The sequence below is a fragment of the Candidatus Pelagibacter sp. FZCC0015 genome, assembly GCF_007833635.1.
In the GTDB taxonomy this organism is placed as follows: domain Bacteria; phylum Pseudomonadota; class Alphaproteobacteria; order Pelagibacterales; family Pelagibacteraceae; genus Pelagibacter.
Map to the genome: position 1 here is coordinate 727,493 of NZ_CP031125.1, position 14,242 is coordinate 741,734.

General features: G+C 25.2%; 14 protein-coding genes. 7 read left to right on the forward strand and 7 right to left on the reverse strand.

The window, feature by feature from the left end; translation table 11 throughout:
• The first annotated feature begins 116 nt into the window (after positions 1-116).
• From DT059_RS03815 to DT059_RS03840, 6 genes are read left to right on the forward strand one after another with little or no spacing between them, the layout of a single operon-like run.
• Positions 117-935 (forward strand): TIGR01459 family HAD-type hydrolase, encoded by an 819-nt coding sequence (locus DT059_RS03815; protein WP_145596909.1) that lies wholly within the window; start codon positions 117-119, stop codon positions 933-935.
• Positions 929-1,852 carry a bifunctional riboflavin kinase/FAD synthetase gene (locus DT059_RS03820; protein WP_145596911.1) on the forward strand — a complete coding sequence of 308 codons (924 nt, stop codon included), beginning with the start codon at positions 929-931 and terminating at the stop codon, positions 1,850-1,852. Before DT059_RS03815 ends, DT059_RS03820 begins: the two co-directional genes overlap by 7 nt.
• Positions 1,849-4,575: an isoleucine--tRNA ligase gene (ileS, locus tag DT059_RS03825; protein WP_145596913.1), complete on the forward strand. Its 2,727-nt coding sequence runs from the start codon at positions 1,849-1,851 to the stop codon at positions 4,573-4,575. Before DT059_RS03820 ends, ileS begins: the two co-directional genes overlap by 4 nt.
• A 2-nt stretch (positions 4,576-4,577) precedes the next feature.
• The gene (gene lspA / locus DT059_RS03830) at positions 4,578-5,075 is read left to right on the forward strand and encodes a signal peptidase II (RefSeq protein ID WP_145596915.1); all 498 of its coding nucleotides are present in this window, start codon (positions 4,578-4,580) and stop codon (positions 5,073-5,075) included.
• Positions 5,072-5,395, forward strand: coding sequence for a DUF3035 domain-containing protein (locus DT059_RS03835; RefSeq protein ID WP_145596917.1), 324 nt, complete (start codon positions 5,072-5,074; stop codon positions 5,393-5,395). The genes lspA and DT059_RS03835 overlap by 4 nt, the downstream gene beginning before the upstream one ends.
• The gene (locus DT059_RS03840) at positions 5,395-6,546 is read left to right on the forward strand and encodes a glucose-6-phosphate isomerase (protein ID WP_145596919.1); all 1,152 of its coding nucleotides are present in this window, start codon (positions 5,395-5,397) and stop codon (positions 6,544-6,546) included. The genes DT059_RS03835 and DT059_RS03840 overlap by 1 nt, the downstream gene beginning before the upstream one ends.
• Here the strand turns inward: DT059_RS03840 and rsmD are convergent.
• Both rsmD and purD read right to left on the reverse strand, forming a co-directional pair.
• On the reverse strand, positions 6,538-7,104 hold the full coding sequence (gene rsmD / locus DT059_RS03845) for a 16S rRNA (guanine(966)-N(2))-methyltransferase RsmD (protein ID WP_145596920.1): 567 nt from the start codon (positions 7,102-7,104) through the stop codon (positions 6,538-6,540). The genes DT059_RS03840 and rsmD overlap by 9 nt on opposite strands.
• On the reverse strand, positions 7,101-8,366 hold the full coding sequence (gene purD, locus DT059_RS03850; RefSeq protein ID WP_145596922.1) for a phosphoribosylamine--glycine ligase: 1,266 nt from the start codon (positions 8,364-8,366) through the stop codon (positions 7,101-7,103). Before purD ends, rsmD begins: the two co-directional genes overlap by 4 nt.
• 21 nt (positions 8,367-8,387) lie before the next feature.
• Here purD and DT059_RS03855 point away from each other — a divergent pair, with 21 nt between their 5' ends.
• Positions 8,388-8,585, forward strand: a complete 198-nt coding sequence (locus DT059_RS03855; RefSeq protein ID WP_145596923.1) for a DUF2093 domain-containing protein — start codon at positions 8,388-8,390, stop codon at positions 8,583-8,585.
• 4 nt (positions 8,586-8,589) lie between these two features.
• On the opposite strand, the gene DT059_RS03860 is transcribed toward DT059_RS03855, so the two are convergent.
• Genes DT059_RS03860 through ubiA form a run of 5 tightly spaced genes read right to left on the reverse strand, consistent with a single transcriptional unit; the run spans position 8,590 to position 14,215 of the window.
• Positions 8,590-9,450 carry a lysophospholipid acyltransferase family protein gene (locus DT059_RS03860; protein ID WP_145596925.1) on the reverse strand — a complete coding sequence of 287 codons (861 nt, stop codon included), beginning with the start codon at positions 9,448-9,450 and terminating at the stop codon, positions 8,590-8,592.
• A gap of 2 nt (positions 9,451-9,452) precedes the next feature.
• Positions 9,453-10,379 (reverse strand): tetraacyldisaccharide 4'-kinase, encoded by a 927-nt coding sequence (lpxK, locus tag DT059_RS03865; RefSeq protein WP_145596926.1) that lies wholly within the window; start codon positions 10,377-10,379, stop codon positions 9,453-9,455.
• On the reverse strand, positions 10,360-11,610 hold the full coding sequence (locus DT059_RS03870) for a 3-deoxy-D-manno-octulosonic acid transferase (RefSeq protein ID WP_145596928.1): 1,251 nt from the start codon (positions 11,608-11,610) through the stop codon (positions 10,360-10,362). Before DT059_RS03870 ends, lpxK begins: the two co-directional genes overlap by 20 nt.
• Positions 11,611-11,612: 2 nt before the next feature.
• Entirely contained in the window at positions 11,613-13,349 is a 1,737-nt protein-coding gene (locus DT059_RS03875) for an ABC transporter ATP-binding protein (RefSeq protein WP_145596930.1), read from the reverse strand.
• Positions 13,349-14,215, reverse strand: coding sequence for a 4-hydroxybenzoate octaprenyltransferase (ubiA, locus tag DT059_RS03880; RefSeq protein ID WP_145596931.1), 867 nt, complete (start codon positions 14,213-14,215; stop codon positions 13,349-13,351). Before ubiA ends, DT059_RS03875 begins: the two co-directional genes overlap by 1 nt.
• Positions 14,216-14,242: the final 27 nt, after the last annotated feature.

Below are 14,242 nucleotides of genomic sequence, written 5' to 3' on the forward strand. Positions count from 1 at the left end.
ATCTTTATAAATATGAGCCTCATATAGATATTTCACAGTCTATTTCAAGATATGAAAATATTTATAATATTAAAATTACTAGTAAATCCAAGATTTTATGGTTTATACCTTAAAATATGACCAAAAATTTAGATTTAAATGGACTACAATCTATAGCCGATAATTATGATCTATTTTATATAGATTTATGGGGTGTTGTTCATAATGGGATTAATCTTCATGAAAAAGCAATAGTTGTTCTAAAGGAACTTTTAAAAAAAAATAAAATTCTAGTACTTTTAACAAATGCACCAAGACCAAATAAAACTGTTCAAAATTTTTTAGAAAAGATGGGCATGGATAAAATACTAAGAGATCACGTATTTACTTCAGGAGAGGCAGCATTGAATTATTTGAAAAAATCTTACATATCGAAAAAGTTTTACCACATAGGTCCACCCAGAGATTTTGATTTATTTTATTTATTTGAGAAAAATAAGTGTGAAGATATTAGTGATAGTGAATATTTATTGTGTACAGGGTTATTTGATGATCATGATAAGGATTTAAAATTTTATAAAGATTTACTTGAAAAACATATTGCCAAAAAAATGATTTGTACAAATCCAGATTTAATAGTTGATCGTGGTGAGGTTAGAGAGTTGTGCGCGGGTTCTGTCGCAATGGTTTTTGAAAAAATGGGTGGAGAAGTAGTATATTTTGGAAAACCACATCCAGAGGTTTATAATCAGTCAATTGACAATAAAAATAAAAAAATATTAGCAATAGGCGATAATTTAAATACTGATATTAAGGGTGCAAATCTTTTGAATTATGATTCCTTATTAATTAGTAACGGAATACACAGAAATGAAATAAGAAATAAAGGTATCCAAGATGTTTCAAAAGAGTATGAAGCGATAGTAAATTTTATTCAATCAGACTTAAAATGGTAAAAAATTATACAAATTTTAATATTAAAAAATTACACAGAGGATCAATTATTTTAATAGGTAATTTTGATGGTTTACATTTGGGGCATCAAAAATTATTTAAATTAGCACAGTCATACAAGAAAAAATATAATTTAAAAATTGGGGTAGTAAATTTTAATCCAATGCCAAAAATGTTTTTTAATAAAAAATTAAAAAACTTTCGGCTTTCTAATATTAATCAAAAAATTAAGTTACTAAGTATTTTAAAAGTAGATTTTGTAATTACAAAAAAATTTGATAAAAAATTTTCAAAAACTAAAGCGTTAAACTTTATTTCTAAAATTTTAAATAAAAAACTAGGATCTAAATTTATTTTTGTAAGCAATAATTTCAGATTTGGAAATAAAAGAGAAGGAAATGTTAAATTATTAAAAAAATATGAACAATTGTTTAATTATAAAGTTGTTAAGCCTGAACCATTAATTAAAAGTAAAAAGATAGTATCATCATCTTTAATAAGAAATTTTTTAGAAAAAGGTCTGTTGGACAAAGCTAATAATCTTTTAAAAAGAAACTGGGCGATACAAGGAGTGGTTAAAAAGGGAAGACAAGTAGGAAAAAAAATTGGTTTTCCAACCTGCAACATAGACATCGGTGATTATGTTTTAGCAAAGCCAGGAGTTTATGCCGTCAAGGTTTTGATAAAAAATAGCGACAAATATCTTAAAGGAATTGCTAATCTTGGATACAGACCGACATTTAATCAAAAAAAAATATTATTAGAAGTTCATTTATTTAATTTTTCTGGAAATCTTTATAATAAACTTTTATCAGTAGAGTTTTTAAAGTTTATAAGGAAAGAAAAAAAATTTAATAATGTTAATCAATTAAGAACTCAAATAAAAAAAGATTTAAATATTGCAAAAAAAGCTAAATGACTAAATCACAGATAAATCTCCCAAAAACAGCTTTTTCGATGAAAGCCAACCTGCCTACTAGAGAGCCAGAAATTCTTGAATATTGGAAAAAAATAAATCTTTACGATGAATTAAGAAATGAAAGTAAAGGAAGAGAAAAATTCGTTCTACATGATGGTCCTCCTTATGCGAATGGAAATATTCATATGGGAACAGCTCTAAATAAAATTCTTAAAGACATAATTGTAAAATTTCATCAAATGGACGGAAAAGATTCCATTTATGTTCCAGGCTGGGATTGTCACGGTTTACCAATTGAATGGAAAATCGAGGAACAATATAAAAAAAATAAAAAAAATAAGAATGAAGTTCCGATAGTTGAGTTTAGAAAAGAATGTAGAACATTTGCTGAGAAGTGGATTGAAGTTCACAAAAGCCAATTTAAAAGATTAGGTGTTGTAGGAGATTGGGAAAACTATTACTCAACAATGAGCTTTAATGCAGAAGCCCAGATAGTTAGGGAGCTTGGTAAATTTTTAAAAGAAGGAAGTTTATATAAAGGTTTTAAACCTGTGTTATGGTCAACAGTTGAAAAAACTGCACTTGCAGATGCTGAGGTAGAATATAAAGATCATAAATCAGATACAATTTATACTTCGTTTAAAGTTAAATCATCAAATTTTAAAGATTTAGTTGGAAGTGAAATAGTTATTTGGACAACAACACCATGGACAATACCAGCCAATAAAGCTTTAGCATATAACGAGTCTCTTGATTATTTAATGTTAGAAATAAATGACGAGGGTGATTTTAAAAATAGAAAAATTGTTATAGCAGATGCTCTACTAGAATCAGTTGTTAAAGAGTGTGAACTAAAAAATTATAAAAAAATTCATACTTTTAAAGGAAAAGAATTTAATAAAACTATTTGTAGTCACCCTTTTTTTAATCTTGGTTATGATCATGATATCCCAATGCTTGAAGCTAGATTTGTAACTACTGAGCAAGGAACTGGAATAGTTCACTGTGCTCCAAGTCACGGACCTGATGACTTTAATCTTTGTTTGAATAACAGTATTAAAGCGATCGAAACAGTAGATGGAGATGGAAAATATACAAGTAATGTAAAATTGTTTGAAGGAATTCATATTTTTAAAGCAAACCCTATTGTAATTGAAAAACTTAGAGATGAAAAAAATTTATTATTTAATGGTGAGTTGGTTCATTCTTATCCGCACTCATGGAGATCTAAGGCTCCACTTGTTCACAGAGCCACTCCACAATGGTTTATCTCAATGGAAAGTCATAAATTAAGAGATAAAGCATTAAAGGCCATTGATGAAACAACTTTTTATCCAAGCAAAGGTAAAGAAAGATTAAAATCAATGATAGAAACAAGGCCCGATTGGTGTGTGTCAAGACAAAGAGTTTGGGGAGTACCCCTTCCAATTTTCGTAAATAAAAAAACAAAAGAAATATTAGTTGATGATGAGGTTACTGAAAATATTGCCTCTATTTATCAAAAAGAAGGTTCGGATTGTTGGTTTTCAGATGATCCTCAAAGATTTTTAGGAAAAAAGTATAAAGCTGAGGATTTTGAAAAATTAAGTGATATTGTTGAGGTGTGGTTCGATAGTGGTTCAACTCACTCGTTTGTTTTAGAAAAAAGAGATGATTTAAAGTGGCCAGCATCGATGTATTTAGAGGGGTCAGACCAACACAGAGGTTGGTTTCATTCATCATTATTAGAATCTTGCGGAACTAGAGGAAGAGCACCATTTGAGTCGATTTTATCTCATGGATTTGTTGTAGACGGCAAAGGCTTAAAAATGTCTAAATCTTTAGGAAATGTAATTGCACCTGAGGATATTCTAAAAAAATATGGAGCTGATATTTTAAGGATATGGGTAGCATCATCAAATTATGCAGAGGATTTAAGAATTGATTATTCAATATTAGATCAACACGCTGACTCATATAGAAAGATTAGAAATACATTCAGATATTTGCTTGGAAATATCAATGATAATTTTGAAAATATAAATTTTGATGATTTAGATTTATCTGAGTTACCTGAGCTAGAGCAATTTATGCTACATAAAATTTTTGTATTAAATGATAAATTTAAAAAATATTTTAAGAATTATGATTTTCATAATTTATATAAAGAACTACTAAATTTCTGCACTGTTGATTTATCTGCTTTTTATTTTGATATTAGAAAAGATAATCTTTATTGTGATTCTAAAGATTCAAAAAGAAGAAAATCATGTATTTTGCTACTTAATATAATTTTAAATGCACTATTAAAATGGTTTGCTCCTATTTTGTCTTTTACAACTGAAGAAATTTTTAAGTTGTTATTTAAAGACAAAAAAAGTATTCACCTTGAAAAATTTTTGGAATTTCCTGATAAATTTAAAAATAAAAAACTCAGCGAAAAATGGAGTGAATTAATTAAAATTAGAAATATTTGTAACATAAGTATTGAAGAAAAAAGAGCTAGTAAAGAAATAGGATCAAGCTTAGAAGCTAATTTAAAAATACAAATGAGTCAAAAATTAAAAGATCTTACTGAAAATACGGATTTTTCTGAACTTTGTATTACTTCAAAAGCTGAAGTTATTTATAAAGATGATATTGAAATAACAGCAATTACTTCTAAAGCAAGAGGATCAAAGTGCTCGATATGTTGGAAGATTAAAGAAGCAGCTTGTGATAGAGTTAATTGTGCTTTGAATTAGGAATGATAATAAAAAACTTAGGAAAAAATTTTATTATTAATTTTTTTTTGGTTCTACTGATTTTTTCATTGGATAGAATTTCTAAAATTTATGTAATTTATCTTGACAAGAAATTTTTAGGATCTGAAATATTTTCTTCAAAATTTTTAAATATAACTTTAATTTTGAATGAGGGAATTGCTTTTGGGTTATTATCTTTTGATGAAAAGTATATATATAATATCTTAACTATATTTATCTTTATAATTATTCTTATTATCTTTTTTATGCTCATAAAAAGCAAAGGATTAAAAAAATACTCTCTCCTTATGATTTTTGGTGGAGCACTAGGAAATGTTTTTGATCGAATATTTTACAAAGGTGTTCCTGATTTTATAGATTTTCACATTGGAAATTATCATTGGTTCATTTTCAATGTCGCAGATATATTTATTACTTTTGGTGTGATTTTAATGATAATATTAGAATTATTTGGTACTAATAAAGAAAACAACCTATGAAGTTTTATAAAATTTTAATTATCTTAAATTTGCTTTTGTTATTACAAGCATGTGGGACTGTAAAAGAAGGCTTTTCAAACCAAAAAAAAAATAGTAGCGATGAATTTTTGGTTGAAAAAAAAGCTCCACTTGTAATGCCACCGAATTATAATGAACTTCCAGTTCCTAAATCGAAAAAAATTGAAAAAAAAGCAGAGGATAATGCAATTAAAAATTTTGTGAAAAACAATGGAATTGATAGTGCTGAATCCAATGAAGTTTTAGAAGTGAATAAAAATTTAGAGGAATCACTTTTAGAAAAGATAAAAAAGAATAATTGATGCTTACAAAAAGTATTAATTTCACCAATTTCAAAATTAAAAAAAGTACAAAAAAAATCAACAAACATTTGAGTTCAATTCTCTCTGAAAAAAATTCAGTAATCGAATCATTAAGCACGAATTATAAAAATAGTTTCACAAAAAAATCTTTAAAAAAGTTTAAATCCTTTTTAAATTTCAGAATGATTGGTATGGGCGGGTCTACACTAGGATCGCAGGCTATATACGATTTTCTTAATCACAAGATAAAGAAAAATTTTTATTTTATTGATAATCTTAAAAAAAAACAAAAAAAAGATACCAAAAAATTTGTTAATTTAATTGTTTCTAAATCTGGAAACACAATTGAAACTATAGCAAATACAAATATTCTAATTAAAAAAAATGAGAAAAATATTTTTATTACAGAAAATAAAAATAATTATCTTCATAATTTGGCGCAAAAATTAAAAGCAGAAGTAATACATCATAATAATTTTATAGGTGGTAGATATTCAGTTTTATCAGAGGTTGGAATGGCACCAGCAGAATTGATGGGTTTAAATCCTAAAAAATTTAGACAGTTAAATCAATTAATAAAAAATAAAAATTTTTTTGAAACTTTAATTACAAACGTCAGTTCGACACTTTTTTTTATTAATAAAAAAAAATTTAATTCAATCATTATAAATTATGATGAAAATTCAGAAAATTTATTTAAATGGTATCAACAATTAATTGCAGAAAGTTTAGGTAAGAAAAAAAAGGGTATATTACCAATTATATCAACAATGCCTAAAGATAATCATAGTGTCATGCAACTTTATTTAGATGGATTTCAAAATAATTTTTTTACTTTTTTTTATGTTAAAGAAAAAAAATCCCAAATTATTAATAATACAAATTTATCTTTATCATTTAAATTTTTAAAAAATAAAAAAATATCTGACATAATCTTTGCTCAAAAAAAAGCAACAGAAAATGTATTTAGAAAAAAAAATATCCCTTATAGGAGTTTTGAAATTATAAAACGTGATGAAAAAACTCTAGGTGAACTATTTTGTTTTTTTATATTAGAAACAATATTATTGGGAAGAATGCTTAACCTCAATCCGTTCAATCAACCATCTGTTGAATTAATTAAAAAGGAAACACTTAATTTATTAATTTAAGAAATTTAAAAAAAAAATTTTTGATATTCCATATTTTTTTTCTTCAATAATTTTGAAGTTTTCAGGAAAATTATCTTTTTCTTTTTTATGTCTATGAAGAATAATTATGCCATCTTTATCTAATAAATTTAATTTTTGCATATTTATTAGTATTTTTATAAAATTTTTATCTTTGTACGGAGGATCAAAAAAAATTAAATTAAATTTATTATCAAACTTGATAAATAAACTTTTATCGTAAACATCCTTTTCGATTACTTTATAATTTTTTAATGATCCTAAGCTGATCAAATTTTTTTTTAAAATAGGCAATACACCAAAATAATTTTCTACAAAAACCACATAATTTGCTCCTCGTGATAGACATTCAATGCCGAAGGATCCTACACCTGAAAATAAATCTAATATATTTGACTTGGTTAAATTTATTTTAAATTTATTTGTATGCTCTATTATATTAAATATAGATTCTTTTGTTAAATCTTTAAGAGGTCTAGTTTTAATATCTGGTGGTTCTAAAATTTTTCTACCCTTAAATTTACCAGATATTATTCTCATTTTTTTATGACTTTATAACCTATGTCTCGTCTAAAGAAGCCGCCTGGCCAATTTAATTTATGTATAGCAGTTATTATATTTTTCCTTGCAGAGCTAAAATTTTTAGATAAAGAAATGAAATTTAAAACCCTACCTCCGATAGCATAAATTTTTTTATTTTTTTTAATTGTTCCTGCATGAAATAATAACTTATCTTGATTTGTAATTATTTTATTTAAATTTTTTATTTCTACATTTTTTTTAAAACCTTCCGGATATCCTTTGGAACATAATACAATACATAAACTTTTTTTATTATACCATTTTACATTAAGTTTGTTTAATCTTTCCTCGCAGCATGCTAAAAAAATTTCATAAAGATCAGTTTTTAGTTTTGGAATTATGGTTTGGCATTCAGGATCACCCATCCTTACATTAAACTCAATTAAAAAGGGTTCATCATTAACAATCATTAAACCTGTATATAAAAAACCTAAATATTTAGTGTTTTGATTAGATAAACCCGCAAGTGTCGGTTTTATTATTTTATTAACAATTTTCTTTTGTAATTTATTATTTATCAGTCTTGAGGGTGAATAAGCCCCCATACCTCCAGTATTTTTACCTCTATCTCCTTCAAAAACTCTTTTATGATCTTGTGCAGTTCCAAAAAATTTATAATTTTTTCCATCATGGATAGTGAAAAAACTCATTTCTTCACCATTTAAAAATTCTTCAATAAGTAGGTTTTTTGCTTTACCAAACTTTCCATTAAAAATTTCCTCGATCGCATGATTTGCATCTATTTTATTTTTACAAATATAAACACCTTTTCCAGACGCTAAATTGTCAGCTTTAATTACAATTGGATATTTCGAATTTTTTAAAAATTTTTTTGCATTTTTCTTATTTTGAAAAATTCCAAATTTTGCTGTTGGTATATTATATTTTTTACAAAGTTTTTTAGTAAATATCTTTGATCCTTCGAGCCTAGAAGCTTTTTTGTTTGGACCAAATACTTTAATTTTAAATTTTTGTAAGTAATCTACAAGACCATCAACCAATGGTTTTTCTGGACCCACTATAATTAAACCAATTTTATTTTCCAAAATAAAATTTTTGAGTTTTTTAAAATTTTCTAAATCAAGGTTTACATTTTGAGAAATATTTTCGGTACCTGCATTTCCAGGGAAGCAATATATTTTCGTTATTTTTCTAGATTTTTTTAATACTTCACAAATTGCGTGCTCTCTTCCACCACTTCCTATTATTCCAACTTTCATATAAAACTATATAAACTAAAAATGATAAAAAAATTAGCAAAAATAAGATATTTACCTAATAATTTTGAGATAACTAAGCCGGGAGATTATGTTGAGTGCGCAGTTTCTGGAAAAAAAATTCTTATTGAAAATTTGACTTATTGGAATGTAGAATTTCAAGAAGCATATTACTCTTATAAGGAAGCTTGCCTAAAAAAAGAAACTGAGGAAAAAAAATAAAAGATTACTTCCATCTATTATGAGACCAAATCCATTGCCCTGGTTTTTTAAGTATCATTTTTTCGAGAATTTTATTTAGCTCATCAGTAATATATTGGTGTGAGTCATCCTTCGAAAAATAAATAGGTTTATAAATAGTTATTTTGAAGTTTATATCTTTTACTCTCTCAATATAAATAGGCACAATTGGGATATGAAATTTTTTTACCAATTGTGATGGAATAGTAGTTGTTAAAGCTTTTTGATTAAAAAATTTTGATAAAATTCCCTCAGAAACTCTCTGATCAATCATTAAAGCTGTTGAATAATTTTGATTTTTAAATTTGACTAACTGTTTTAAACCAGCAATACCTTTTTTAATTTGATTTTCACAAATATATTTCTTTCTTATATTTTCAATTATTTTATTTAAAAAAACATTATTTAATGGACGGTAAATTGCAGAAAGCTTTATTCCAGTCTTTTCTAAATACATTGCCATTAACTCAAAATTACTTAAATGACCTGAAATGAAAACTACTTGTTTGTTAGATTTTTTTATTTCTTCAAGAATTTCCTGACCCTCTACACTTATTTTAGAATTTTCTTTATCTAATCTGAAATCCTTAATAAAAATATATTCTGCAAAAATTCTTCCATAATTATTCCACATTAATTTTATTATTTCTTTTAAATTTTGAGGTTCAATATTTGGGATTGCTTTTTTAATATTCGAAATAATTATTTTTTTTGATCTAAAAAAAGGTCCAATTATTTCAAAAATTTTACCACTTAATCTAGATGAAAATTTTAACCCCAAAATTTTAAATAAAATAAAAAAAATTATTGTTAATAAAAATTGAGTAAAATATTTAATATATTTCATTTTTAAATTATAGATTTAATTAATTTTTCCTCATCAATTATTTTAAGTTCAGATTTAATAACTTTAATTCTGTTTTTATAATGTGAATTTATTCTCACATAATCTTTCTCTGTTGTTATTATTTTACAATTTAAAACTTTTGCTTTTTTAATAATATTTTCAATATCGTTAAATGTATATTGATAGTGGTCTGGAAATTCGAAGTCCTTTAATATATTTAGATTATATTCTTTTAGCATTGTGATAAATGTTTGATGATTTCCAATACCAGAAAATACTAAATAATTTTCATCCATTTTAAATTCATTTAAATTTATTATTTTATATTTTCCAATATGGATAATTATTTTAGGATTAATTTTAAGTATTTCTTGTTTTAAAAATTCTAAATTTTCTAGATTACCATTTAAAAATATTTGATTATATTTTTTTAAAGCTGTAATATTTTCTCGTAAGGGTCCTGCCGGAATTGTCATTCCATTTCCAATCCAATTAATTGTGTTAAAACATACAAAAGATTTGTCGTAATAAATTGTTTTGTCTTGAAGACCATCATCAAAAATTGCTATATCATACTTTTCTGAAACAGCTTTTTTAAGAGCATAAAATCTTTTTTTATTTAAAAAAAGTTTACCTTTATTTTGTAAAAGCATTTGTTCGTCGGTTTGATTCTTATAGAACTTTTTAACAAAACATGTTTTGATTTTTTTCTTTTTTAAGATTTCGTTTATTTGAATACATAAAGAAGTTTTTCCTGTACCACCGATATAAATATTACCAACGCATATTGTCTTGATATTTAATTTTTTTTTTTCAGATTTAAATTTCAACAAATTTATGATTTTGATTAAATAGGCAAGAGGTAATAATAAAAATGCAAATAAATTCGGCTTTTTATAATCCCAAAATTTAGGTTTTTTTAAATTCATTCCTAATAAAATACTGTAATTCTTTTATAGTTTTTTTTAAGATTTTTTTTCCAATATTTTTGATTTTCAACCCATTCTTTTTATTTGATCTAAATATTATTGATGATGCTAGCTCTTTAGAAGAGGTAATTTTTTTTGAGATATTTAATGATTTAAGTAATTTATAAACATCTTTAAAATTATCTACATTTGATCCATGTAATATTTTTGAACCTAGTCTCGCTGCCTCCAATGGATTTTGTCCACCTCTATTTATAATTGAGCCACCCAAAAATACTGTAGAGGCCAATTTGTGAAATTTTTTTGTTTCCCCAAATGTATCCACTAGATAAATATCAAAATTTTTTAAATTTGCACTTTTAGAACTATGCAAAACAACTTTTAAACCAAGGTCCTCTAATTCATGAATAATTTCATTAACTCTATGTACATGCCTTGGGATTATTATTGTCAAAAGATTTTTAATTTTTTTTTTCAATTCTAAATGAGCTTGAGCACAAAATATTTCCTCTTTATGATGTGTGCTAGATGAAACCCAAATTTTTTTTTTATTAAATTCAATTTTTAATCTTTTTCTAATATTATCTAACTTACTTTCATAATTTTCAGAAAATTTTAAATTTCCTATTTGAATTATTTTTTTTGTATTAAGATTTTTTAAATAAAATTTAGTTTCAAGATTTTGTGGAAAAGCTACAGTTATCAAGCTAAATACAGATTTGCTAAATTCTTTTATTTTCATCCATCTTTTGAAAGTTTTTTTAGTGATTCTTGCATTTAATAAAACTAAAGGAATATTAGATTTATTTATTTTTTTAAACATTGAAGGCCATATTTCAGAGTCCACAAAAATCGCAACACTTGGTTTCCATAATTTAATAAATTTGTTTGTGATGAAAAATAAATCAATAGGGTAAAATTGATGTATTGTTTTTTTAAAGTTATATTTTTGAAAAACCTTTGATGAACTTAATGTTGTAGATGTTACAAGAATTTGGCTTATTTCTTTATCATTTTCATAATTTTTTATAAGTGGAATTATACTTAAAATTTCACCAACACTTGCTCCGTGAAACCAAATTAATTTACCCTTTTTTCTTTTTTTTGTATTAAAACTGAATTTTTCAATAAATCTTTTGCTATCTTCTTTATTTTTTAAGACTCTATAAAAAATAATAAATGGGGATAGTAATGTTACTATGAGTAATAATATTTGGTAAAAAACATACATATTTATTTTTGAATTTGTTTATCATAGAAACTTTTATATAATTCTGAATTATTCATTAGGTCATTATGCTTTCCACTATCAATTACCTTGCCAGAATCAATTACATAAATATTATTTGAATTTAAAACTGTTGATAAACGATGTGCTATTACAATAGTTGTTTTATCTTTAGTTAAAATTCTTAGGGCGTCTTGTATTTTAGACTCTGTTTCAGAATCTAAAGATGACGTTGCTTCATCTAGCAATATAATCGAACTTTTTTTTAACATAGCTCTAGCTATAGATAGTCTTTGTTTTTCTCCACCTGATAATCTCACTCCATTTTCACCAATTAGCGTATCAAATTTATTTGGAAGATTTTCAATAAATTCATTACAAAATGATAATTCTGCTGCTTTAAAAATTTCCTCATCAGTGGCATTTTCATTAGCATACTTAATATTATTTTTTATTGTATCATCAAATAGAGTAGTTTCTTGGCTAACCATTGATATTTTTTCTCTTAGTGATTTAATCTTGGTTTCATAAATTGATTGGTTGTCTATAGTAATATTTCCAGATTGGGCATCATAAAATCTTGGGATTAAATTCATAATAGTAGATTTTCCAGAACCGCTATGTCCAACTAAAGACGTCATCTTACCACCTTTAAATTCTAAGTTAATTTTATCTAGGGTTATTCCTTCCTCTATTTCATATGAAAATTTTATATCTTTGAATTCAATATTTGAGTCTTTAATTTCAATATCTTTTGCATTTTCTAAGTCCTTAATTTTACTTTTTTGATCGATTATAGGTAAAATTCTAGAGGCTGCGGATAATCCTTGATTTAAGGTCAGGTTCAGAGTTGATAGAGCACGTACAGGTTGGTAAGCTAACATCATTGCTGCTAGGAAAGAAAAAAAATTATTAATATCAACCTCGCCTTTTAACATCAATTTTCCTGAATAAAAAATTAAAACTGCGATCATTACCCCAGTTAATGTTTCCATTATGGGCGAGATTCTTATATATACAGTTTGAATTTTCTGATTTTTATCTTTTAATTCTGTTAAGTATTTATCAGCCTTAAGTTTTTCATAATTTTCTTTTTGAAAAATTTTAATCAACTTATGATTCTTAAATAATTCTACAAGATAAGTTGTTAAAAAACCTGATGTAATCTGTGCTTCTGTTGCTACTTTATTAATTCTTTTCCCCAAGCTTTTTGCGGTAATACTTGCAAGAGGGATCATAATTATAGATATCGATGCAAGCTTCCAGTTTTGTAAAAACATAACTGATAATAAACCTATTAGTGTTAAGGAGTCTTTAAATAAAGTTAGTATTGCATTACTAAGCAAATTGGTAATATGAGAAACGTCATAAGTTAAGTTAGATATAAACTTACCTGAATGCTTTTTGTCTATAATTTGAGTATCAGTTCCAATTAATGTGTTTACCATGTCATACTGAAGTTTTTTTTTTATAGACTCTCCCACACCTATCATAGTTGTTTTTGCGAAGTATAATGAAAAACCTTTTACAGCAAATGTAATAATGATAAGAAATGGAATATAAATTATTAACGTTTGATCTTTTTCAATAAACAATTTTTTAATCGCAGGATCAAGTAACCAAGCAATTGCTGATGTACTTCCAGCAACTAATATAGAAAAAAAGCCTGATAATAAAATTTTATCTAAAAATTTTTTAGAATAGTCATTATATAAACGTTTATAAATTTCAATTTTTTTCATTAAATATTTTTAATTAATAAAAAACATAAAAAAACAATTAATCCAAAAAAATTATTACTTTTAAATACTTTTAAACAGCTATTTGTATCATTAGTGTCAAAAGTTTTTATTTGATAAAAAAATAGGTGAAAAGAAGGAATTAATATCAAGAAAAAGTAAATAGAATTAAATTTCATATAATATCCACCAGCAACAAAAAGAATTATTAATAAACTAAAACATAAGAACAAAAATTTTTTTGCATTATTTTTAAATTTTATAGAAGTTGATTTTAAACCTATTATTTCGTCATCTTTAATATCTTGGTATCCATAAACTGTATCATAACCAAGTGTCCAAAATATGGCTCCTAAATAAAAAAGGATAGGAGCTAATTCTATTTGACCCTTTACAGCAGACCATCCTAGCAGAAGTCCATAATTGAATGTAATTCCGAGGAACAATTGTGGCCAATAAGTATATCTTTTCATAAGTGGGTAACTAAACGCAAGAGGCATTGACCCTAATGCTAGAATGATTGTAAAAATATTGAAATTCAACAAAACTAGTAAAGCTAAAAAACACAAAATAAAAGCATAATAAATAGCAAGTTTAATTGAAATTTTACCTGATGCTATAGGACGATTTTTAGTACGAAATACTTTTGCATCAAATTCTTTATCTAAAATATCATTTACAATACAACCAGCAGATCTCATCAACACAGAGCCTAGAAAAAAAAGAGTTAAGTAGAAAAAATAGTTATTTAAAGTTAAAGAAAAATCATAAGCTAATGTTAGACCCCAAGCACATGGCCAGAACAATAACATAAACCCAATCGGTTTTTTTAATCTCGTTAAATCAATGAAAAGTTTTAAATGTGTCATAATATTTTACTTGTAAATAACAAAGGC